The sequence below is a fragment of the Mycobacterium sp. genome, assembly GCF_035603715.1.
Lineage (GTDB): Bacteria > Actinomycetota > Actinomycetes > Mycobacteriales > Mycobacteriaceae > Mycobacterium.
The window spans coordinates 1-22,364 of the sequence record NZ_DATNJW010000257.1 but is presented as its reverse complement, the minus strand read 5'-3'; the positions used below and the strand labels follow the sequence as shown (position 1 = coordinate 22,364).

The following is a 22,364-nucleotide window of genomic DNA, read 5'->3' as shown; positions in this document are numbered from 1 at the left end:
AGAGCGTCCGCAGTAACTTGGATCGCCATGTTCAGACGGTCCGCAACCGCGTCGAGGTCTTCGTCGTGGCCGGCGTTCTGGCGAGCTTGGCCGAACTTGAGTTGGAGTTGGGCCGCGAGCGTCGCACCGCAGCCCGCGAAGCACGTCGGGCACGCGGTCAAGCAATCGGACGCCCGAAGGCATTGGATACTTCGAAAGCTGCTCTGGCGCAGCGGATGCACGCCACTGGCGAATCCGCCTCGACCATCGCCGCCGCGTTGGGCGTAAGTCGCGCAACGGTTTATCGGGTCTTGGCCGAGGAAGCGAGCTGATCGGTTCGCACGCGGGACAGGGCGAGGGGCATGGCCCCCACGCCGCCAGGACTCCCCGACGCCGGGACGGGGCACCCAACAAACTTCGACGCTTGTTTCGCCCCGCCGGGACCACTCACGGGCTAGCTTGACGAAACCGGAGATGGAAAGCCTCGTTGGGGAGGTTCGAAGATGGCTGTTCAACGCCACTGCGCGAACCGCACGAGGCCGTCACATTGGATGGTGGAATGCCGGCGTCGTGTGATCGGCTGGGGCAGCAGTGCCGGCGCTGCTCTTACTTTCACCATCGGTCCGCTTGCCGCCATCCCCGCGGCTCATGCTGACGGCCTGGATGTCATCGTCGACCCGATCATCAACGCCGTGACAGGTGTGGACGTGTTGGCAAGTCTCGACTCCGCTGCGAGCGTGGATCTCGGTGGCCTAGGCGGTAGCGCGCTCGATCAATGGTTAACGCTGCCAACAGATTCGGTCGCCGGTATTGGTACGGCTACCGGCGCGGCTGAGGGCGCTGCAGCATCGTCGGATCCCGCAGCGGGGTTCGACGCGGCGTTCTTGCAGGCCATTCATACCGATGAGCAGAACTGGATCAACAGCCCCCTAGGCGAATCCATCGACAACACGATCAATAAAGATTTCGGTGAATATCTGATCGGCAACGGCGCCAACGGAATTGGTGGCGGCACGTTGGCCGAAGCCACCGGTGGTAACGGTGGCCTGCTCTTCGGTGACGGCGGTAGCGGCGCCACCGACGCGGCGGGTCAGGGTGGTGCAGGCGGGGACGCGGGACTTTTCGGTAACGGCGGCGATGGCGGCGTTGGGATCAACGACGGCGCCGGCGGAGACGGCGGCGACGCCGGATTGGTCGGCAATGGCGGAGCGGGCGGTGCGGGCGGGGATGGCGCCGACGCGACCCTTGCCGGCGATAACGGCGGAGCGGGAGGTGCCGGCGGAGCGGGCGGTCACGGCGGCGTGGCGGCCGGCGACGGCGGTAATGGCGGCGCTGGCGGCGCTGGTGGTGACGGTGGTGCTGTCAGCGGCGGGACCATCAACTCGGGCGACAACGGTGGGGCAGGCGGAGCGGGGGGCGCCGGCGGCAGGGCTGCTGGGGTCCTCGGCGATGCCGGAGACGGAGGGGCCGGCGGCGCTGGTGGTGACGGTGGTGCGGTCAGCGGCGGCAGCACCGTCTACTCCGGTGACATCGGCGGTGCCGGCGGGCGGGGTGGCGATGGGGGCATAGGCAACGGCATCGGCAGCGGCGGCAGCGGCGGTCTCGGCGGCAGCGGCGGTGACGCCGGGACGGTGACCGACAGCACCCTCTACTCAGGCGACACCGGCGGGGCGGGTGGGGCCGGAGGCGCCGCCAGTCTTGACACGCTGATCGGTCCCGGCGGCGACGGAGGTAACGGCGGCGGCGGCGGCGACGCGGGAGCGGTCAGCAACAGCATCGTCGGCTCGGGCGACGCCGGCGGCACCGGCGGCGACGGTGGTGCCGGCGGCTCTGGCGGGACGATCGGCACCGGCGGCAGCGGCGGACAGGGCGGTACCGGTGGAGCCGCCGGGGCCGTCACCAACCGCTCCGACATCACCTACACCGGCGACGTCGGCGGCGACGGCGGGACCGGCGGCAACGGGGCGATCGGCGGCTTCGTTGGCGATGGCGGCAGCGCAGGCAACGGCGGGGCAGGTGGTGACGGTGGTGCGGTCACCGACAGCACCGTCTCTGCCGGCGACGACGGCGGCACCGGCGGTAACGGCGGGGTCGGCGGGCAGGCGGCATATGCCAGTGCCGCGGCCGGCGGAGGTGGCGGCGGGGCAGGCGGTGACAGCGGTGCGGTCACCGACAGCACCCTCACCACCGGCGATGACGGCGGGACCGGCGGAGCCGGCGGTGCCGGTGGTAACAACGCCGATGGCCTCGCTGGTGATGGTGGTGTCGGCGGCGACGGCGGTACCAGCGGGACGGTGACCGACAGCACCGTCGGCACGGGCGATAACGGCGGAGCGGGCGGAGGGGGCGGAGCCGCCGGGCTTTCCAGTAGCAGTGGGGGTGCCGGCGGGGCAGGCGGCGACGGTGGCAACAGCGGCGACGTCATCGCCAGCACGGTAGGCATCGGCGACAACGGCGGTACCGGCGGCGCGGGCAGCGATGGCGCGGCGGCCGGGTATCTCGGCGACGGTGGGGCCGGGGGAGCCGGTGGCGACGGCGGCGACGGCGGGGCCGTGAATCAATCGAGCACCGTCTCCGTCGGCGACCATGGCGGCGCCGGTGGAGCGGGCGGGGACGGCCGCGAGGGCGGGGCGGTCGCTGGCGACGGCGGGGCCGGCGGGGCCGGCGGGGCCGGAGGTGACGGCGGGGCCGTGAGTCAATCGAGCACCGTCACCACCGGCGACGTCGGTGGTGCGGGCGGTGCCGGCGGCAGTGGCAGCAGCGCCTACGTCTTCGGCATTGGCGGCGACGGCGGCAGCGGCGGGTCCGGTGGAACTGGTGGAATCATCACCGACAGCATCGTGGGCACGGGTGATAGCGGCGGCGCCGGCGGTGACGGCGGCGCTGGTGGTGCCGGCATCGAGGCCTACCAAGGCGGAGCCGGTGGCGCTGGTGGTGGCGGTGGGTCAGCTGGGACCGTCACCGACAGCACCCTGACGACCGGCGACGTCGGTGGTGCCGGTGGCGCCGGCGGCGCCGGCGGCGGTGTCAACTTTGGCACCGGAGGGGCCGGCGGTGACGGCGGCGCTGGCGGCACGTCTGGAACTGTGACCGACAGCGACGTCACAGCCGGCAACGACGGCGGAAACGGCGGAACAGCCGGCAACGGTGGCCAGAGCTTCACCTTCGGAAACGGCGCCGCAGGCGGCATCGGCGGCGCAGGCGGCAACGCGGCAACGGTGCACAGCAGCACACTCACCACAGGTGGACACGGCGGCGACGGCGGAAACGGCGGAAACGGTGCTCCTGCCGGGGTGATTGGCGGCTCCGGCGGTGCCGGCGGCCCAGGCGGCATTGGCGGAACCGGTCCGGTCGCCGACGGCGCCACCGGTCAAACCGGTCGGCCCGGCTAGCTCGGTGCGCCTTCCGCGACGCGTTTGAGCGCGTCCAAGGTCTTGCGGATGTTGATTCGCTGGAACTCTGGAAACGATTTGCCCGAGGTAACGACCCGGTCAAAGACCGCGACCAGCGGATCAGGCCACGACGTCCTGTCGTCGCTCCACGTTTCGGTGACCTTGGTCTTGCCGGAGGCTGTCGGCTGGAATCGGTACTCCCACGATGCGTTCGCCGCACGCACACGAGGCTTCTTCACACCAATCGTGTGGACCCTGAAGGCAAAGCGCCGCCCGGGGTCGGCAGCGGTGACGGTGCAACGAGTAGTCCACGCGGCCCGGCCTCGCTTATTGCGACCTTCGAACCTCATACCGACGAAAGCCGCCCCGTCTTCCGCGGGATTCAACACTGTTGCTCCGCGGTTCTCCGGACTCCAATCCGGCATCCGCGTGGGGTCACTGATCAACGAGTAGAGCTCGTCTGCGCCCATGTCGATGTCTACGGTGTCTGAGACGGTCAGGATCCGCGCCATTCAAAGGCCTCCGACTGATGTTGGGGTTTCGATCGTCAACCCACCGGCCAGGAGGGTACCCAAGCGCGCCAAAGCTTAGGCCAAGCGTTGAAGGGCCGAATTCATACCCTGGCGGGTCCCGGTGAGAAACGTCTGGGCAGTCTGAGGAAAGCGGCGATCAGGAAGCACAACGCTCCGACGAACGTCCCCAGCTGGGCAAGCCGTGCGTCTTCCGTAATTCCTGCCTTGGTAATGAAGGCGCCGACTGCCGAGGCGCCGAAGGCGATCGAACCGATCATGCTGGTCGACGCTGCCAGCCACAATCGTGATTTCAGTTGAACGAGACCGACCGCGAGAGCTACCGCCGCGACCCCCAGAGCTCCACTAACCAGAAAGGCCACCGAACCTATCGCGTCGGGCCCCCACACAAAATGCCGGCGGGCGGGTATGCGCTGCGCCCACAACGCCGCACCGGTGCTGATGTTGAAATTCAGCGTGCCGAACAACTGGATCGCCGACGATAAGCATTCAGCTCGCGTCGAAGGGATTTCCCACGTCCGACTCTTCGCCGGTTTGCTCAGCAACAGTTGGATCAGCGCGGCGCTAGTGAAAAACCACGAGCCCATGAAACACAGCAGATTGCTGGCGTCCGCACCGCAAAACGTCGCGAACCCCGGCGCTGTACCGATCGCGAATAACGACGCACCGATCATGAATAACCAGCATTGGGCCCGCAGCATCTCAATTCCGAGCAGGGCGTCGGCAACCACCGGAGACTGTCGAGTCCGTCTTCATCGAGTTAGAGAAGCACATTCGAATACTGGCGTGCGACCGCAGCGGTCGATGCACCAGGGCTTTCTCCGCAATCTGCAACTTCGCCTTGACCCGCCTGGCTAGCATCCGACGTGCCCCACGAATGGGCGCCGATCGGAAGGTCTTGCCATGCCGAACCAGCTGCATCACGTGGTCATGCTCAGCCACTCAGCGACGAGGTTCATCGAATTCCTCACCGTCGTCGCCGGGATGGAGGTGCAACACAGTTTCCCCGTTCCGGGACAGGTACTCGAGACGACCCTTGGGTGGCCACCGTCTGAGGGGGCGGACGTCACGATCCTGGGTAGTGGAGTGGCAGGGCTGATCGAAGTTCTCGACGTTCCCGAACAGTTACGCGCAGTCGCACCCGAAGGACTTGCCGCACTGTCCTTCCTCACCGAAGACTACGGCGCTACGCAGGACAAAGCGCGCCAATTCACTGGCGATGTAACTGTTTTCGACACGGGGGTGCCCGGCGTTGACTTGTTCGTCTGCAACATGGGCGGAGTGCCGGTGGAGTTCATGGGTAGTTACGAAGCTGCGGCCATGGAGGCGTCCGCCGCCGATCGTCAGAATTCGCCTCCGATGCCGGCGAGGAACGCTTGAGTCCGCATTCGTGATGCCATGCGGGCGGCTGGATCCGCTCCCAAGGGCACGATGCGCGCGGCAAGGTCGGTGACCCCCGCGTCGCGGTATCTGCGCAGGCGGGCGATCACGGCCCGCTCGTCGCCGGCGGCCATGGTGTCGCCGACATCGGCGGCGTCGCCGTGCTCCAGCAAGCGCACGTAATTGGGTGAGAAGTCCGCGTGCCCGAGCACTTCGCTCGCGTAGGCCCGTGCATCATCCACTTCGGCATTCGAACACAAGGCGACCGGAACGCCGGCGACGATGCGCGGTGCCGGACGCCCGGCACCCGTTGCGGCAGCGGTGATCCGGGGCGCGACGTGCTCGCTGATCGCGCGTTCATCGGCCATCCACAGGATGGTGCCGCCGGTTTGCTCACCGGCGATCCGCAACATGTTCGGCCCAAGAGCAGCGATCAGGATCGGCATCGGCATGGGTTCGGCGACATCCATCGGGCTGTGCACGCGGTAGCTGTCGTTCTCGGTGTCGACGGGTCCCGGGCCGGTGAACGCGGCGTTGATTACCTCGAGATAGTTACGCATCAGCGCCGCCGGACGTTCGTAGGACAATCCCAGCTGACCGTTCACGATCCAGTGGTGCGACGCGCCCAGCCCTAGCGCGAAACGGCCCTCGCATGCCAGCTGAGTAGTCAGTGCCTGCTGGGCCAGGGCGATGGGATGTCGAGTTTGAATCGGTATGACGGCGCTGCCGATTTCGATGCGCTCGGTGCTTTGGCCAAGGAGCGCGATCATGGTCAGGGCGTCGAAGTACCCGGGAACCTGCGGAATCCAGAAGGACGCGAAACCAGCGTCTTCGGCGGCGCGACCGTCGTCGATCAAACCGGCCAGCCGGTCGCCGCGCAGCCGCTCCTTGTCGGAGCCGATCATCAAACCTAGTTGCACAAGGGACTCTCGCTCGGGGGCGACGGCGATGGACTTCGCATCCAGGTAACTGTCGAGTCCCATCCAGCAATATCAACTACTTGTGATTGCGACTCTGACCATATACCGTCGGCTCGACGGAGTCATACGGATCACTGAAGACGGTGGCTGCGTAGCCATTCCCCATCTTGGCGTCGGATGGATGGTTGTCCGACCGCCCAGGGTCCGAGTGAGATCGGAACGGACAGGAGCGATCGTGGCTCGATTTCCCAAGCCGCCAGAAGGCAGCTGGACGCAGCATTACCCGGAACTGGGCACCGAGCCGGTGTCCTACGAGGACTCCATCAGCCCGGAGATCTTCGAGCTGGAGCGCGAAGCGATCTTCAAACGCGCCTGGCTGAATGTGGGTCGGGTCGAGCAGCTTCCGCGTAAGGGCAGCTACTTCACCAAGGAGCTCAAGGCCGTCAACACCTCGATCATCTTGGTGCGCACGACATCCGGGGAGATCAAGGCGTATCACAACGTCTGCCGGCACCGCGGCAACAAGCTGGTGTGGAACGACATGCCACTCGAGGAGACCAAAGGTGTGTGTCGCCAATTCACCTGCAAGTACCACGCCTGGCGCTATGACCTGGACGGCAACCTGACTTTCGTGCAGCAGGAGGAAGAGTTCTTCGACCTCGACAAGAGCCGTTACGGATTGGTGTCGGTGCATTGCGATGTCTGGGAAGGCTTTATTTTCGTCAACTTCGCCAAGAAGCCGGAGCAGTCGTTGCGCGAGTTTCTCGGGCCGATGATCACCGATCTGGAGGGCTACCCATTCGACCGCCTGACCTCGCGCTGGTATTACCGGTCCGAGGTGAAGGCGAACTGGAAGCTCTACATGGACGCTTTCCAGGAGTTTTATCACGCGCCCGTGCTGCACGCGAACCAGTCGCCGACGGCCTATTCGAAGGCCGCCGCGCAGGCCGGCTTCGAGGCTCCGCATTACCGTCTGGATGGCCCGCACCGGCTTGTCAGCACCTCAGGTGTCCGGGCGTGGGAGATGGCAGACGAGATGCGCAAGCCGATCGAGGATATCTGCCAAAGCGGACTGTTCGGTCCTTGGGACAAGCCTGATTTGGGGGAGATGCCCGCCGGGCTCAATCCCGCGAAATGTGATCCGTGGGGGCTGGATTCCTTCCAGCTCTTCCCCAACTTCGTCATTCTCTTCTGGGGTCAGGGCTGGTATTTGACCTACCACTATTGGCCAACGTCCTACAACAGTCACGTCTTCGAGGGCACGCTCTACTTCCCGCCCGCCCGCACTCCGCGCGAGCGTGTCGCCCAGGAACTCGCGGCGGTGTCGTTCAAGGAATACGGGCTGCAGGACGCGAACACGCTGGAGGCGACCCAGACGATGATCGAATCTCGGGTGCTCGACCGGTTCGTTCTCAACGACCAGGAGATCCTGATACGTCACCTGCACAAGGAGACCGCGGCCTGGATCGATGAGTACCGCCGGGCCTCTCAGGCATCCAAGGCGGGAGTGTGAACGCGTTGTCCAATGTGCTCCCAACCGAATTCGCGGAGTTGGAACGCTTCGCCGAGTGGTGCCTGCCCAGCGAACCAGAGCGCTACGCCAAAAGGCTGGCGAGTTCGATGACGGAGATGAAGGCCTTTTACGACGCGATCACGGTGCGCGCCGAGGAGGCCATGACCTACTGCGACAAGTTCCCTCTTGACGACTTGCCCGAGGATGTCGAGAACCTCATGCACCTGCTGTACTCGATGATCATGGTGTCGTTTCCGGTGGAGTGCTGGAAGCAACCGCGGGTGCCCGACTCAGGCGCTTCCACCTTGGACTGCGTATCCGAGCCCGTTCCATGACCGATCCGACGGTCCTGCGGGCCGCACGTTGGGCCGACGTCGAGACCGGCCAAGTTCGCTCGCCGGCAGTGGTCGTTGTCGTCGATGAGCGCATCACCGCGATCAATCCCGAAGGGCCGCTACCGGATCCGGCCACTATCGTCGATCTCGGGGATGTCACCCTGCTGCCGGGCCTGATGGACATGGAACTCAACCTGCTCATCGGCGGCCCCGGTGGGCCCGACGGCCTGCCGGCGCCGATGCACGGCGTTCAAGACGATCCCGCCTATCGCACACTGCGCGGAGCGGTCAACGCCCGCACCACGCTGGACGCCGGCTTCACCACCGTGCGCAACCTCGGGCTGATGGTGAAGACCGGCGGATACCTGCTCGACGTTGCGCTGCAGCGCGCGATCGATCAGGGCTGGCACGTCGGGCCGCGCGTCTACCCTGCGGGGCACGCCGTCACCCCCTACGGCGGGCATTTGGACCCGACCGTGTTCCAGCGTCTCGCGCCCGGGATCATGCCGCTGTCCATCGGCGAGGGCATCGCCAACGGTGTGCCCGAGGTGATCGCGTGCGTCCGCTACCAGATTCGCCACGGCGCCAAGCTGATCAAGGTATCGGCGTCGGGGGGAGTCATGTCACACAGCACGGGGCCGGGTGCCCAGCAGTACTCCGATGCGGAGTTCGCCGCGATCGCCGATGAAGCGCACCGCGCCGGGGTGCGGGTCGCCGCGCATGCCGTTGGCGACTCCGCGATCCGGGCCTGTATTCGTGCCGGGATCGACTGCATTGAGCACGGCTTCCTCGCTACCGACGACACGATCCAGATGATGGTCGATCACGGCACATTCCTGGTCTCCACCACGTATCTGACCGAGGCGCTGGCGATCGACCGGATCGCGCCGGAATTACGCAAGAAGGCGGAGGAGGTCTTCCCGCGCGCTAAAGCAATGCTGCCCAAGGCGATTGCCGCAGGAGTGCGCATCGCGTGCGGTACCGACGCACCGGCGATCCCGCACGGGCAGAACGCCGAAGAACTCCTCGCTCTGGTGGCACGTGGCATGACCCCCATGCAGGCGATCCGGGCCGCGACCGTGGTGGCCGCCGAACTCGTCGAGGCCGACGACGAGCTGGGCCGCCTCGCGCGCGGCTACCTCGCCGACATCATCGCCGTGCCCGGCGATCCCTCGCGCGATATCGCCACCACGCTTAACGTTTCTTTCGTCATGAAGGGCGGCCAGATTTACAAGACCCCGCCTGGGACTCTTGACGGGGAGGCGAAGTATGGAACTCACTGACAACATTCTGTGGCTGCTCAAGCAGGCCTTCTACTTCTCGCTGACCACCGTCAACGAAGCCGTGAGCAGTCACGGCGTCAGCACGGCGCAAATCGGCGTGCTGCGCCAACTGTCGAACGAACCCGGCCTGTCCGGCGCCGAACTTGCCCGACGACTGTTGATCAGCCCGCAAGGGGTTCAGCTCGCGCTCACCGCGCTTGAACGTCGCGGTCTGGTGGAACGAAAACAGGATCCTCAGCATGGGCGGATTCTGCGGGCCTACCTGACGGGCGAAGGCCGTACCGTCGCGACCACGGTCGTCGGCGACGCGATTGCCGCACACGAAAAAGTGTTCGGCGTGCTCAGTGCCGAAGAGCAGCTGACCCTGCGCGAGTTGCTGGGCCGCGTCGTGGAGAAGGGCACCGGGCATGAGCTCTTCAACGACCACGTCGACACCTGACTGCGACCCGAACCACAAGTAAGTATCTAGTACTTGAGACTAATCGCAAGTAGTTGATACTCTGATGGTGATGCCGGAATCCCACGCCTTCTCAGTCGACCCCCCGATCGCCGAAGCGGTCACCGAAGAGGTGACCATCGAGCTGGACAGGCGCGCGACCACCGTGGCGTACTCACCGGGCGACACATTGCTGCAGACCGCTCGGATGGCTGGCCTGCAGCCACCCTCCTCCTGCGAAATCGGCTCTTGCGGAACGTGTATGGCCCGCTTGGTGGAGGGGAGTGCGCGGATGCTCAACAACGATGCGCTCGAAGATGACGAGTTGGACGAAGGCTGGGTGCTGACCTGCCAGGGGCTGCCGACCAGCCGCACGGTGCGAGTAGTTTACGAATGAATTCCCGGAGGCCAACCGCGATGGAGCGCAGGCAGTGAGCAGGGTAGCGGTCGTGACCGGCGGCGCCTCGGGCATGGGTGAGGCGACCTGCCACGAATTGGGCCGACGCGGACACAAGGTCGCGGTTCTCGACGTCAACGAGCAAGCGGCGCAACGTGTTAGCGATGATCTTCGTGCCGAAGGCATCAGTGCCCTCGGGGTCGGAGCCGACGTCGCTGACCGGCCGGCCGTTGAGAGCGCATTCGCCAAGGTTCGCAGCGAGCTGGGCCCGACCCTGGTTTTGGTGACCAGTGCGGGCCTGTTCGGCTTTTCGGCCTTCGGAGAAATCACCATCGAATCATGGTCGCGGATCATCGACGTCAACCTGACCGGCACCTTTCACTGCTGCCAAGTCGCGCTGCCCGACATGGTGGACGCGAAATGGGGCAGGATCGTGATGATCTCGTCGTCGAGCGCCCAGCGCGGGTCACCGTTCGCCGCCCATTACGCCGCGTCCAAGGGGGGCGTGATGACGTTGACCAAGTCGCTGGCCCGTGAGTATGCCCCACACGGGATCACTGTGAACAACATTCCGCCATCGGGCATCGAGACCCCCATGCAGCACCAGGGCCAAGCTGCCGGATACCTGGGTTCCAATGAGCAGCTCGCCAGCAACATTCCGTTGGGCCATTTGGGTACTGCGGCCGACATCGCCGCAGCGGTGGGCTTCCTCTGCTCGGACGAAGCCGGCTTCATCACCGGACAGGTTTTGGGCGTCAACGGCGGAGCGGTGATGTGACATGCGCTGCCGTCCAGAAGCATTCGAATCGCACTCGTCCTCAGGGAGGTCATCGTGACGCGATCAGGTAGCCGGCCCGCGGAGGGCTCATGGACTGAGCACTACCCGGAACTGGGCACCGGGCCTGTCTCTTTCCGAGATTCGACGTCACGGGAGTTTTATGAGCTCGAGCGCGAAGCGGTCTTCAAACGGGCCTGGCTCAATGTTGCTCGGGTGGAGGAGTTGCCGCGCACCGGTAGTTACCTGACCAAAGAGATTGAAGTCGTCGGCACCTCGGTGATCCTGGTCAAAGGCAAAGACGATCAGATCCGGGCCTTCTACAACGTCTGCCGACATCGCGGAAACAAGCTGGTCTGGAGCGACTTTCCCGCGCAGGAAACTCGTGGTACCTGCCGAGCGTTCACCTGCAAGTACCACGGGTGGCGCTACGACCTTGACGGCGCACTCAAATTCGTGCAACAGGAGTCCGAGTTCTTCGACGTTGACAGGGACGACTACGGATTGCGACCAGTGCACTGCGATGTGTGGAACGGATTCGTCTTCATCAACTTCGACGACGAGCCGCGGCAGAGCTTGCGTGAGTTTCTCGGCCCCATGATCACCGCGCTGGATCCGTATCCGTTCGGCCAATTGACCGAACGCTACGACTGGGTCGCGCACAACAACAGCAACTGGAAGATCTTCGCTGACGCCTTCCAGGAGTACTACCACGTGCCATCGCTTCACTCACAACAGGTGCCCTCCGAGGTGCGCGACAGCGCAGCCGGATTCACTTGTGGGCACTTCCAACTCGACGGGCCGCACCGGCTGGTATCCACCGCGGGGCGACGCCGGTGGCTGCTGCCCCCAGAGTTCATGTATCCAATCGAGCGAGCCACCCGCAGCGGACTCGTCGGCCCGTGGCGCACTCCCGATATCGGTGAACTGCCACCGGGGCTCAATCCGGGCGGCATCGAGCCGTGGGGGATCAGCAACTTCCAGATCTTCCCCAACATCGAAATCCTGATTTACGGGGGCTGGTATCTGCTCTACCGCTATTGGCCCACCTCGCACAACACCCACCGCTTCGAGGCTTACACCTACTTTTCCCCCGCTCGCAGTGTGCGTGAGCGCGTCGAACACGAAGTCGCGGCCGTGGTGCTCAAAGAATTCGCGCTGCAAGACGCCGGCATGCTCGGCGGCACGCAGGCGGCACTGGAATACGGCGTCGTCGATGAGTTTCCGCTGAGCGACCAAGAGATCCTGGTACGTCACCTGCACAAGGTGGTCGTTGACTGGGTTGATGCCTACCGGCGCGAAACCGCCCCGGCAGGAGTATGACCGTGCCAGATACCCTGCTGCCCAGTGCTTTCGCCGAATTTGAGGAATTCGCGCCAACGTGGTGTCTTGCTACTGAAACTGAGCGCTGGAACGCTCGCGTCAGCGGTTCGATGCCCGAATTGCGGGAGTTCTACGACGCATTCTTCCCACGCTTGGAGGAAGCGATCGAGTACTGCGACAAGTTCAGCCTCGACGGCCTTCCCGACGACGCACTCAACCTCCTGCACATGATCTATTCGCTGATCATGGTCGCGATGGCGGTGGAGATCATGCACCAACCCGTCCCAACCGATGCCGCCGACGCGGTCATGATCCGCACCGGCGAACCGTTTCCCTGACCGCGGTGTCCACTGCCCCGCGCCAGTCAAATCGCCTTTCCGAAAGGAGCGACAATGGGTCTGCTCACCATCACCAAACTCACCGAATCCGTCGGCGCCGAGGTCACCGGTCTCGATCCGGGCTCGCTGGCTTCCGACGACCCGGTCGGCGAGGCTGTGCTGGATGCGCTGGAAGACAACGGAGTTCTGGTCTTCCGTGGTCTGCAGCTCGATCCCGAGGCCCAGGTCGCCTTCTGCCGCCGGCTCGGCGAGATCGATCACTCCTCCGACGGTCAGCACCCCGTAGCCGGGATCTACCCGATCACTCTGGACAAGTCCAAGAATTCTTCGGCCGATTATTTGAAGGCGACCTTTGATTGGCACATTGACGGCTGCACACCCACCGGGGAGGAATGCCCGCAGATGGCCACCGTTCTATCGGCGCTGCAGGTCGCCGAGTGGGGCGGCGAAACCGAATTCGCTAATTCTTATGCCGCCTACGACGCCCTCACCGACGAAGAGAAAGACCGCTTCGGCTCACTACGCGTCGTGCACTCGCTGGAAGCCTCCCAGCGGCGGGTTCACCTCAACCCCACCCCAGAGCTGTTGGCGCGCTGGCGATCCCGACCCACTCACGAGCACCCACTGGTGTGGACGCACCGCACCGGCCGCAAGTCATTGGTATTGGGTGCTTCAGCCGACTACGTCGTCGGTATGGATCTCGACGAGGGTCGTGCACTGCTGGCCGAGCTGCTCGACCGCGCCACTGTGCGCGACAAGGTCTACAGCCACACCTGGTCTGTCGGTGACACCGTCATCTGGGATAACCGCGGAGTCCTGCACCGTGCCGCTGCCTATCACCCTGACTCTCATCGCGAGATGCTACGTACCACCGTGCTGGGCGACGAACCGATCCAGTAATGACCGACCAACAGCCAACCACCGAGCTGAATTCAAGTAGTTGAATCCGTATGGAAGGTTATGCAATGGAGCTCACCCATCCCGAATTAGCCCGACCGTTCGCGCCGCACCGCCTGAAGATCTACGTCGTCCTGTTCTCGTTTGTGGGCTTCGTATTCGTCTTCATGACGATCGCCGAGGGCACCGGACTGGTGGCGCCAAGTCGAGCGGTGGATGTGGCCGCAAATCTGATCTTCGGCACCCCGGTCTTCGTGCTGCCATTCGTATTGTTGTGGAAAGCGCCGGGAGAGATACGGTCTCGGCTGGCCCTCTGCGCCGAGCTGATATTGGTCTACATCCCGCTGACCGCGGGAAGTCAGCTCACTTATGAGTTGCCGTTTCTGCTTGGCCATCCGTTCAACGTGTGGGGAGCCACGTCGGATCCGGGCTGGCGTTGGCTGTGGTGGCAGTACGGGTTGGCTGACACGCGATACCGCAGCGACAACATGTTCATTTTCGGCCTGGAGTTCGGGGCCGTCCTGGTCGGAATCCTGCTGTTCGTTCTCTGGATGAAGATGCTGCGCCGTGACCTGCCCGACGAGTCACGGATCCGCTGCCTGTGGCTGAGCTTCTTCAGCGTCGCGATACTGGATGCCGGCACAACCATCTACTACGTATCCGAAATTCGCGCGGGTTTCGCTGACATCGGGCAAGGGTCATACGGGTTGTGGTTCAAGTTCATTGGGGAGAATGTGCCGTACATGATCCTCCCGTACTTCGTGCTGTACGCCATCTACTACCTGACCGATTACCTGACCCGCCTGGCCGGGCCCCTCGCGGCGACTTCCGAATCCGTATTGCAAGACGTCGTGCAGCCAGAACGGCAGACCCAATGACCGAGAATCTGCCGTGGGTGCGTGGGCGCCGCGCTTAGGGTACGTAGCGGCCCCACTCGTGAGGTACGACCGGGTAAAAGGGCGCGGCGAAAACCGGGTCGATATCGGTTGTATTCCAACGTTTCTCGAGTACCGGCCGCAGTCGTGCAGCGGTTGCGACCGGGTCGTCGTCGAGGAAGCAGTAGGTGAGCTGCTGGCCCGCTCGAGCGTTCGCCAGTTTCGGACTCACGTCCAGTGCGGTTGTCGACCAGATCCCCGCGACTCCCTGGATCTCAACTAGTTCCGCCGCTGGTGACGCACGCGTCTCCAGTAGCAGGTACACCCCGCGAGCCGGCCACCACGGCAGCACGTCGGCGCCGGCTTTGATTCGCGGTGCCGCAGCTCGGCTCTCCACCTCATAGACGCCACGTTCGACGGGCGGTAAGAGCGGCAGCTTGCGCCCGGCATTGCCCAGCGCGGAGGACAGGGTGAGGAATCCGTCCAGGCCGGCGGTATCGCTGAAGAAATATGTCATCACGTGATCGACTGGGTCGAAACGCTCGTTCCGCACCGCTCTGGCCGCACGGCAAGCCGGCGTCGACACGAGTCGCAACGACGCCCGGACGGCACTCAGGCGGTGCTGCTCCGGACGGTGATCGAGGGTGTGCCACCGCAGATACCCGGCGTCAGTGCCGTCGGGGTGCCGTCTCGCCATCGATACAAACACGGTGGTGATGTCGCCGTTGCCCGTCGAAAGGACATCGTCGACCTGGTCGGAAGGCTTGCCGGGCAACAACATCAGCTTTGAATCTGTCGTGTGGTCGAGTTACTTGCCGCTAGTTCCAGTTCGGGGTGCCGCGCCTGGATCATCCGTCGGAACCCGTCGCGCCAGCTGACCTTCGTGCGTCCAAGCACTTGGTGCATGTAGGTGACGTCCGGCCAGAGCGGGGTGTGCGCTTGGGGCGTGTAATCAAACGTCGGCTCGATGCCGACAAGCTGGCCCATGTACGTGCAGTAGTCCTCGACGCTCACTGTCTCGCTGCCTGCCCAGTTCACGACGATCGGCGGCGAGGCGGCAACCTCCATGGCGCGGATGCCGAGTTCGACGTAGTCATCCTCGTAGATCGGGTTGTAGTTGTTCGGCGCGTCGGGGTGGAGCCGAATTGGCTTACCCGCCAACATCATCTCGAATCGGTCAGCTGGTGCGCCGCCTTGTGGGCCGTACGTAGAGCAGATCCTGATGATGGTGAGTGGAATTCCAAATTGCTCCGAAATCCAGCTGCACACTGACTCCGCGGCGATCTTGGAGAAACTGTAGTTCGCCCGCAGCGGTACGCCGGGACCGTCCGCTTCGGTCAGCGGGCGGCGGCCCTGGTAGCGGTAGACCGATCCGGTCGAGCACAGCACGAAACCCTTTGCCGCACGGCAGTGATACAACAAGTTGCCTGAGTTGTGCGCATTCGTCGTGAGACAACGGTGCCAGTCGTCGGCGCCGGGGTCCACCGCTGCGTGGAAGACGTAAGTGAAGTCGTGGGGGAGAGCCGAGAAGTCGCCCGTTGACATGTCCAGTGGCAGAGGCGTGATCGCGGCAGCGACCAACTGCTCGCTGTCTTGGGGATTACGGAGACGCGCTGCGCCCCAAACCTCATTGTGTTCGGCCAGCGTCCGCGCGATCGGAAAGGCTATTTTGCCCGTGACACCAGTAACGAGGATCTTCTCGCCGCGGAGCAAGTTGGCCTCCTGCTGTGAATCGGTCTCCGTATCTTCAATATGAAGTACTTGATATCGTAGACGAAGGTGTCAACCGTGAAGGAGCGCCGTGCAGCTGGCCTTTGATGCGAACGTGGAGGCGTTCCGATCGGAATTCATCGACTTCCTCAACGAACACCTGCCCCCTGAGGCGGAAGCGACAGAACGCTCTCGGTCGACCTCGCACATACCCGAATGGTCCCGACGGTGGCAGCGGTTGCAGTTCGACCACGGGTGGCTGTTGCCGGGCAATCCGCCGGAATTCGGCGGCCGCAACGCCACCCTCCTGCAGCAATTCGTCCATCGCGAAGAGCTCTCACGTCGTCGGATCTACCAGTCGCTCAACCCCCAGGGCGTGGGAATCATTGCGGCATCGGTGTTGACGTTCGGTTCTGAGGAGCAGAAGCAGCAGTGGGCGGTGCCGATCCTGCGCGGGGACATGACCGCATCACTCGGGATGAGCGAACCGGAAGCCGGCTCTGATCTGGCCGGACTGCGGACCACGGCTGTCCGCGACGGCGCCGACTTCGTGGTCAACGGGCAGAAGGTGTGGACCTCTGGCGCCCACGATTCGGATGTCCTGCTTACCTTCGTTCGCACCGATCCTGAAGCGGCTAAACACAAGGGCATCAGTGTCCTGCTCATCCCGACTGATACCCCCGGCGTCGAGTGCCGACCGTTCGCCTATGTGTATGACAGAGAACATCTCGACTTCAACGAGGTGTTCTTCACCGATGTTCGCGTTCCCGCGCAGAACTTGATCGGAGCCCTTGGCGACGGCTGGCATGTGGCCAGTGGATCCCTCGGCCACGAACGCAACTTGCTCTGGATGAGTTTTGCCGACCGGCTGCGCTACCTCGTCCAAGACTTCGATCCCGTTACGACGCTCGATCGCGACCACTACGCCACCCTGGTGATGAATGCTGAGGCTCTGCGCCTGCTGGGCTCGGCGGCACTGGCCCGTGCATCGCGCGGACAGGAAGACGTCGCCGCGCTGTCGGTCCTGAAGGTGCTTGGGTCCGAGGCCGTGCAGACTGCTGCCGAACACGCTTTGGCAGCCGCAGGTGCGGATGGGCTCGTCGATCCCGCGGCGACGACCAGCTACACCCCGCATGGTTTAGATCAGGCGACCGGAAGTTGGTTTGCGCGTTACGCATCAAGCTTCGCGGGCACTATCTCGGGCGGCACCTCGGAAATCCAGCGCAACATCATCGCCCAGCGGATCTTGAGGCTTCCCCGGGCTTGAGCGTCCCTCATATGTGGGCTGCGGCAGTGCTGGCACGTCGCACCGAGCCACTAGTTAACGTGCAGCGATGGTGATTGCGGTGCCGTCAACGATTCCAATCGTCACCAACGCCCAAGTGGTCTCGTTCGCATCGAGAAGGTCAGGGGTTCGATTCCCCTTAGCTCCACCAGGATTGAACCAGGTTAATCATCCGTGGTCAGCTACGGCGGTTGGGTAGTCGACGGCGGCTGGGTGGTGGAGGGTTTGCCGCCGCCGGGAGGGGCTGGCTCATCCGACGGGCTGTATTGGGCGCCAATATTTTTAAATGTGATCGCAGGATTTGCAGCGGAGACCTTTTGCCATTGACCCGAATCAAGGCTGTAATTTCCGTTGACGCCCGGCCACAGTAGTAGTGCCGGGTATGGGAGCCTTGGGTTTGTGGGGTCGTTGAAAATCGCCAAAACTTCAAAGCTGGGACGATCCCCGATTATATCGTGAATCACATTTCGCGGTTTGATGCGAATTTCTCGGCAGAAAAATTCTTTAGCGTTGTGGGCGTCGACTTCTTCATAGATGGGTTTGGAGATCTCATCCTGAAATTTTTGACCATCGTCTGCCGACACCTGCGCCCCTGATATGCGTGTGCCCAGAGGGTCCTCGGGGTTGCGAAACCAATTTTTAAACGGCGGAACGGGGCATGTATAGACTTTATCGACGTTCGGGCTCGTCATAAAGATCCCGTCTACATCGAGACGCGCTAGTCTCATTGCGTGAGAATCGAAATCGATGACTTTGCGGTACGTGGTCGACTGACCTGGAGCCATCACGTCGGCGATTGAGAGAAGGTCGTTCGCGTACAGCGTTTTACGCTTTTCGATTAGCAAGCCTTCGTCCCTGTACTCGTGGGATGGAGGAGTAAGGCCGAATTGAATCGCGCCCGGCAACTCAGACAATTCAGTCGACTGAGTCGGTGTGCCAGGAGGAGGCCACGGATACGCCGTGATTCGCATCATTGTCGCACCGACATACACCGGTATTGAACCGCGATTGCTGATGGTCACTTTCGCCTCGAGTTGAACGATGTTTTCCCTCTTCCCCGTTGAAGTCAGGTCAGTGTTGATGTCAACCAATGGCATCGAGGTTCGCGGCAGATAATCGGTCTGCAGCCAAAACTGCACGAAGCCGAGAAGAGGAATAAGGGCTACGATGGTTGCCGACCCCGCTGTGAGGCGGCCAGGCCGGTGCGCGATTAAGTAGAAGACCCAGAAAAATGCGATGATACCGAGGATGCATGCAAATAATTGGACCTTAAACTCGGGGAAAGGACTCCGTCGATCGGTCAGGACTGTGTATCCTGCAAGGCCTGCAATGGAGAATTGGCCTAAAAGGCTTGCTCCTAGCCAGCTGTCGTGTGGCACCCAAGTCGCCCATGCCGCCCAGACACCAACGCCCGTAATAGCCAGTAATGTTACAGCGCCAATCGTTGCCGTTAGGGTCGCGGCCAGCTCGAAGTCACGCAGCATCAAGCGAAAGACCAGCAAGCTCTCGAGGGTCATAGTGACAGCCAGAAGCCAACGCACCTTTCGTGAGACATTGACGCCCGGCTTCGCTTCGGGCGTCTGTTTCGTCTGAGTTTCCGAGTCCATTACCGGAGCGGAGGTTGAGATTTCATGTCAATGACCCCTGGCATCTCATCTTCACTGGTCGTGATGTCGCAGCCTGTCGTGATTGTTGCCGCTTGGGTGGGTTGCGCCAATTGCGCGGTCCGGTGAGCGGACCGGAATACGCAGAGTTAGAAAAGTCGGGTGGGCGCGTTCCGACGACCGCCAGCTGTTGTCGTCGGTGTCTACGGGTCGAACGCGATCGGCAGGCTTTGCGGTCCGCTCAGCCCGATAAACGGTTTCCACGGTGCGGGTCCGGTGCGGCGGGGATGCGGGATTCTGCGCGTGATGACTTTCAAAGCTTCGGCGAGTTCCAGCCGAGCAAGGTTGGCGCCGAGGCAGTAGTGCATTCCTGCGCCGAACGTCAGGATGGGCGGCAGACCCGTGCGGCTGATGTCGACAGCATTGGGACTTTTGTAGATCGCCGGATCGCGATTGGCCGCAGCGGTATTCGCGAACACCATCGTGCCGGCAGGCAGCCGAACTCCTGCCAGTTCGACGTCCTCGGTGACGGCGCGCAGCAGCGAGTTGGATATGGGGGAGTGCCGCATCGTCTCATCGACGGCGGCCATGGCCAGTTCGGGGTTGGCGCGCAACAGATTCCATTGATCGGGGTGATCGCAGAGTATGTCGATCGAGGCGGCGACCTGGTTGCGTGTGGTGTCAGTTCCGGCCAACAGCATGGCTGCGACGAGCATCCGCAACTCGCTGCTGTCGAGACGGGCGCCGTCGTGCTCGGCTCGGATCAAGCCCGACATCAGGTCGTCAGTCATGTCGCGGCGACGACGGGCGACCATGTCGTCGACGTAATCGTCGAGTTCATCCCATGCGGCCATCACCTCGGGGACGTCGTCGATCGTGAAGGGGACGGTGAAGGCTTTGAAGATGGTGTCCGTCCACTGGGAGAACTGTTGCCAGTCAGCGCGAGGGGCGCCGAGCAGCGCGCAGATGATCGGGACCGGATACGGCAAGGCGATGTCGGTGACGACGTCGCAGGACCCGCGCTGGGCAACGGGTGCCACGACCTCGTCGATCACGTCAGCAATCGTGGTGTGCAGGCGTTCGACGGCGCGCGGAGTGAATGCCTTCGACACGACGCTGCGAACGCGGTTGTGGTCGGCGCCGTCCATGCCGAGCAGCGAGCTGACAACTTTGTCGTACAACGGGCCTGAGGTGATGCCCTGCACCGTGAGGATGTAGCCGTGCGGAATTTGGAAGCGGCTGTCCCGCAGCACAGTTCGCACCAGTTCGTACGAGAGGACCTCGGGTCCCAGTGGGCCCAGTGCGATGGGAGCTTCGCGCTGCGCTGCGAGCAGCCGTGGATAGACCTCCGCGGGTGGCGCAGTCACCTCGTAGTCGAGCGTCGGCAAGCCCGCGTCGAAGACGCTCGGAATGACGGTGCTCGTCACGTCGCGCCGTGTCGGTGGAAGGGACGCCACAAACGACAGTCCGACTGCCAATTCATGAGGACGACACTAAGGTGCCCAGATGTGACAGTCAATCTGCCAGTTAGTACGCTGCGGTCGTGGAGCAGGTGGCAGACCGAGGCCTACGTGCGGACGCGGCGCGCAACGCCGAGCGCATCGTCGTCGCCGCGCGCAGCGTCTACGCGGCGACGGGTCCCGAGGCCTCGACCGAGGACATCGCTCGTGCGGCCGGGGTCGGCGAACGCACGCTCTACCGTCGGTTTCCCACCAAGGTGGACCTGCTCAAGGCGGTACTCGACCGCGTTGCCACCGACCTCACGCCGGCGATTGACGAGGCTCGCGCCGACGACGACCCTTTGCGCGGTCTCACCGCATTGCTCGAGGCCGCGATATCGCTTGCGGCCCAGGACCATAACCTTCTTGCCGCGGCCCGACGCGCGGGGCCACTCAGCGACGACTTTCCGGCACCGCTTTACGAAGCGCTGGAGGAACTGACCGTCCGCGCCCAAGCCGCCGGCCTTGTCAGTCCCGAAGTCGCGCCGGAAGATTTGCCACGGATCATCGCGATGCTGAACAGCGTGCTCCCCACGATGCAGCCGTCAAGCGATGGCTGGCGCCGCTACGTGGTGATGATCCTGAACTCGATATCCACCATCGAGCGACGGTCGTTGCCCGGTCCGGCGCCCATCGTCTTCTCGCCGCGACCAGACACGTGGCCGCGCTGAATTAACTGGCGACCAAGCGATCTCGGTTCTACTGGCTATGGCGTGGGCAGAACGCAGCGATGCTGGCTCCGACAAAAAACCCGGCGTGGTAGCCGTCCAAACCAGACTGTGTCATCACGTTGTTCGCGACGTCACTCGCCTGCATACCTTGATCCAGTTCGCCGCAGACCTCGCGACCGGCGGCGGTCGCAGCTTGCATGGACGTGAAGGTGATGCCCCTGGAAGAGAGCGCGCCGTGGAAACTGCTGCCGTCGACGGCGTAATCGGCGTGCGCACTCGGGGCCGCAACTCCGATGACGCCAAGTGGCGCGACCGCCAGGACAAGGCCGGCGATCAGTGATCGCATCGGGCGGGGTGAACGCACTTGGGGGGTGGCGACCGCGGCGGGCGCCTCGTTGATTAGAGAAGTCATTTCTGTGCCTCGCGATCTGGATGAGTAGGAGTTCGGCGAGTTCGCCGACGCGGACCGTTCCATTTTGACGACATTTCGTCATATTCGCAAGTGTTAAAATGTTTGAAGGGGCGAATCCCATCCTCACCAGTGCGTAAGAATGGATGCCGCCATGGCAAAGCAAAAAGTACGGCCACCCGAAGCCGCGACCGCGGTTCCGCGCGCCGAGCCCACCCGGCCGCAACTAGCCTCGGCCGCCGCCACATTCACTCTTTTGAGTAACCCGACACGGCTACACGTGCTATGGCTTGCCGCCCAAGACGTCCACGACGTCAGCACCCTGGCAGAACGTACCGGCGTCGGTATTGCCACCATGAGCCAGCACCTGAGCAAGCTGCGCCTGGCCGGCCTGATCAGCGCACGGCGCGACGGCCGCCGCCATATTTACACCGTCGACGATCCTCATGTGCTCACCTTGATCCAGCAGATCTTCGCCCACATCGCGTCCGACGGCAGCCTCGCACCCGACCCCCAACACTGATCCGCTTGTTGCGGGCCGGTACGGGCGCGGGGTGTGATCGCTACCGATCCTTTTGGGCGGCAAGCCGGTTGGCTATTGTAGGTTGTCCTGGACCAGTCAGCTCGCTCGCGGCTTCTTTCCGGCCTGTCATGGCCATCAGGAGTGCTTCGCCGGTTCCGTGAACTTCTGGTCCGTCGCCGTGTCGCCATGCGACATCGGTCGCTACCAGTCGTAATCCTTTGATTCGGCGGCCTGCGCCGAGCCGTGGATTTCCGGGTACCAGCGGCAGGATACGTTCCAGCCGTTGAGCC

22 protein-coding genes and 3 pseudogenes are annotated in these 22,364 nt (G+C 63.6%); 16 read left to right on the top strand and 9 right to left on the bottom strand.

The features are described from left to right. Positions 1 to 65: 65 nt before the first annotated feature. Positions 66 to 311, top strand: a pseudogene (locus VN856_RS10980) (helix-turn-helix domain-containing protein); the annotation flags it as partial. 171 nt (positions 312 to 482) lie between these two features. After that, the gene (locus tag VN856_RS10975) at positions 483 to 3,371 is read left to right on the top strand and encodes a PGRS repeat-containing protein (RefSeq protein WP_325688862.1); all 2,889 of its coding nucleotides are present in this window, start codon (positions 483 to 485) and stop codon (positions 3,369 to 3,371) included. Here VN856_RS10975 and VN856_RS10970 read toward each other — a convergent pair. Together VN856_RS10970 and VN856_RS10965 are read right to left on the bottom strand one after the other, a co-directional pair. After that, entirely contained in the window at positions 3,368 to 3,883 is a 516-nt protein-coding gene (locus tag VN856_RS10970) for an SRPBCC family protein (protein ID WP_325688860.1), read from the bottom strand. The genes VN856_RS10975 and VN856_RS10970 overlap by 4 nt on opposite strands. A gap of 101 nt (positions 3,884 to 3,984) precedes the next feature. Next, positions 3,985 to 4,632, bottom strand: coding sequence for a hypothetical protein (locus tag VN856_RS10965; protein ID WP_325688858.1), 648 nt, complete (start codon positions 4,630 to 4,632; stop codon positions 3,985 to 3,987). Between the two features lie 172 nt (positions 4,633 to 4,804). Between VN856_RS10965 and VN856_RS10960 the strand changes: the two genes are divergently transcribed. After that, positions 4,805 to 5,281 carry a hypothetical protein gene (locus tag VN856_RS10960; protein ID WP_325688856.1) on the top strand — a complete coding sequence of 159 codons (477 nt, stop codon included), beginning with the start codon at positions 4,805 to 4,807 and terminating at the stop codon, positions 5,279 to 5,281. Here the strand turns inward: VN856_RS10960 and VN856_RS10955 are convergent. Continuing rightward, positions 5,245 to 6,201, bottom strand: coding sequence for an LLM class F420-dependent oxidoreductase (locus VN856_RS10955; RefSeq protein ID WP_325688880.1), 957 nt, complete (start codon positions 6,199 to 6,201; stop codon positions 5,245 to 5,247). The genes VN856_RS10960 and VN856_RS10955 overlap by 37 nt on opposite strands. A 235-nt stretch (positions 6,202 to 6,436) precedes the next feature. Here VN856_RS10955 and VN856_RS10950 point away from each other — a divergent pair, with 235 nt between their 5' ends. The 10 genes and pseudogenes from VN856_RS10950 to VN856_RS10905 all read left to right on the top strand — a co-directional run bounded on the left by VN856_RS10950 (position 6,437) and on the right by VN856_RS10905 (position 14,376). Continuing rightward, a complete protein-coding gene (locus VN856_RS10950) occupies positions 6,437 to 7,714 on the top strand; it encodes an aromatic ring-hydroxylating dioxygenase subunit alpha (protein WP_325688854.1) in 1,278 nt (425 codons plus the stop codon). Positions 7,715 to 7,719: 5 nt separating this feature from the next. Further along, complete coding sequence (locus VN856_RS10945; protein ID WP_414686925.1) at positions 7,720 to 8,049, top strand: hypothetical protein; 330 nt, start codon at positions 7,720 to 7,722, stop codon at positions 8,047 to 8,049. Next, entirely contained in the window at positions 8,046 to 9,332 is a 1,287-nt protein-coding gene (locus VN856_RS10940; protein WP_325688850.1) for an amidohydrolase family protein, read from the top strand. The genes VN856_RS10945 and VN856_RS10940 overlap by 4 nt, the downstream gene beginning before the upstream one ends. Beyond that, positions 9,319 to 9,771: a MarR family winged helix-turn-helix transcriptional regulator gene (locus tag VN856_RS10935; protein ID WP_325688848.1), complete on the top strand. Its 453-nt coding sequence runs from the start codon at positions 9,319 to 9,321 to the stop codon at positions 9,769 to 9,771. Before VN856_RS10940 ends, VN856_RS10935 begins: the two co-directional genes overlap by 14 nt. A gap of 100 nt (positions 9,772 to 9,871) precedes the next feature. After that, a pseudogene (locus tag VN856_RS10930) lies at positions 9,872 to 10,165 on the top strand (2Fe-2S iron-sulfur cluster-binding protein); the annotation flags it as partial. A gap of 34 nt (positions 10,166 to 10,199) precedes the next feature. Beyond that, the gene (locus tag VN856_RS10925; protein WP_325688846.1) at positions 10,200 to 10,943 is read left to right on the top strand and encodes an SDR family NAD(P)-dependent oxidoreductase; all 744 of its coding nucleotides are present in this window, start codon (positions 10,200 to 10,202) and stop codon (positions 10,941 to 10,943) included. Between the two features lie 54 nt (positions 10,944 to 10,997). Next, the gene (locus tag VN856_RS10920; RefSeq protein WP_325688844.1) at positions 10,998 to 12,263 is read left to right on the top strand and encodes an aromatic ring-hydroxylating dioxygenase subunit alpha; all 1,266 of its coding nucleotides are present in this window, start codon (positions 10,998 to 11,000) and stop codon (positions 12,261 to 12,263) included. 14 nt (positions 12,264 to 12,277) lie between these two features. Then, positions 12,278 to 12,601, top strand: coding sequence for a hypothetical protein (locus tag VN856_RS10915; protein ID WP_414686924.1), 324 nt, complete (start codon positions 12,278 to 12,280; stop codon positions 12,599 to 12,601). A 54-nt stretch (positions 12,602 to 12,655) separates the two neighbouring features. Beyond that, on the top strand, positions 12,656 to 13,501 hold the full coding sequence (locus VN856_RS10910; protein WP_325688840.1) for a TauD/TfdA family dioxygenase: 846 nt from the start codon (positions 12,656 to 12,658) through the stop codon (positions 13,499 to 13,501). Between the two features lie 65 nt (positions 13,502 to 13,566). Next, positions 13,567 to 14,376: an emopamil-binding protein gene (locus tag VN856_RS10905; protein ID WP_325688838.1), complete on the top strand. Its 810-nt coding sequence runs from the start codon at positions 13,567 to 13,569 to the stop codon at positions 14,374 to 14,376. A gap of 34 nt (positions 14,377 to 14,410) precedes the next feature. On the opposite strand, the gene VN856_RS10900 is transcribed toward VN856_RS10905, so the two are convergent. Together VN856_RS10900 and VN856_RS10895 are read right to left on the bottom strand one after the other, a co-directional pair. Further along, positions 14,411 to 15,154, bottom strand: a complete 744-nt coding sequence (locus VN856_RS10900; protein WP_325688836.1) for a hypothetical protein — start codon at positions 15,152 to 15,154, stop codon at positions 14,411 to 14,413. Then, positions 15,154 to 16,086, bottom strand: a complete 933-nt coding sequence (locus tag VN856_RS10895) for an NAD(P)-dependent oxidoreductase (RefSeq protein WP_325688834.1) — start codon at positions 16,084 to 16,086, stop codon at positions 15,154 to 15,156. Before VN856_RS10895 ends, VN856_RS10900 begins: the two co-directional genes overlap by 1 nt. An 88-nt stretch (positions 16,087 to 16,174) precedes the next feature. Here VN856_RS10895 and VN856_RS10890 point away from each other — a divergent pair, with 88 nt between their 5' ends. Further along, positions 16,175 to 17,350 (top strand): acyl-CoA dehydrogenase family protein, encoded by a 1,176-nt coding sequence (locus VN856_RS10890; RefSeq protein ID WP_325688832.1) that lies wholly within the window; start codon positions 16,175 to 16,177, stop codon positions 17,348 to 17,350. A 200-nt stretch (positions 17,351 to 17,550) separates the two neighbouring features. Here the strand turns inward: VN856_RS10890 and VN856_RS10885 are convergent, their stop codons facing one another. Further along, complete coding sequence (locus tag VN856_RS10885; protein ID WP_325688830.1) at positions 17,551 to 18,975, bottom strand: DMT family transporter; 1,425 nt, start codon at positions 18,973 to 18,975, stop codon at positions 17,551 to 17,553. Between the two features lie 200 nt (positions 18,976 to 19,175). Then, entirely contained in the window at positions 19,176 to 20,399 is a 1,224-nt protein-coding gene (locus VN856_RS10880) for a cytochrome P450 (protein WP_325688828.1), read from the bottom strand. Positions 20,400 to 20,515: 116 nt separating this feature from the next. Between VN856_RS10880 and VN856_RS10875 the strand changes: the two genes are divergently transcribed. Next, on the top strand, positions 20,516 to 21,142 hold the full coding sequence (locus VN856_RS10875; RefSeq protein ID WP_325688826.1) for a helix-turn-helix domain-containing protein: 627 nt from the start codon (positions 20,516 to 20,518) through the stop codon (positions 21,140 to 21,142). Positions 21,143 to 21,170: 28 nt separating this feature from the next. On the opposite strand, the gene VN856_RS10870 is transcribed toward VN856_RS10875, so the two are convergent. Continuing rightward, on the bottom strand, positions 21,171 to 21,554 hold the full coding sequence (locus tag VN856_RS10870) for a DUF732 domain-containing protein (RefSeq protein WP_325688823.1): 384 nt from the start codon (positions 21,552 to 21,554) through the stop codon (positions 21,171 to 21,173). Between the two features lie 151 nt (positions 21,555 to 21,705). On the opposite strand from VN856_RS10870, the gene VN856_RS10865 reads away from it, so the two are divergent. Next, positions 21,706 to 22,074 (top strand): metalloregulator ArsR/SmtB family transcription factor, encoded by a 369-nt coding sequence (locus VN856_RS10865; protein WP_325688821.1) that lies wholly within the window; start codon positions 21,706 to 21,708, stop codon positions 22,072 to 22,074. Between the two features lie 40 nt (positions 22,075 to 22,114). Here VN856_RS10865 and VN856_RS10860 read toward each other — a convergent pair. Continuing rightward, positions 22,115 to 22,364 (bottom strand): annotated as a pseudogene (locus VN856_RS10860) (DinB family protein); the annotation flags it as partial.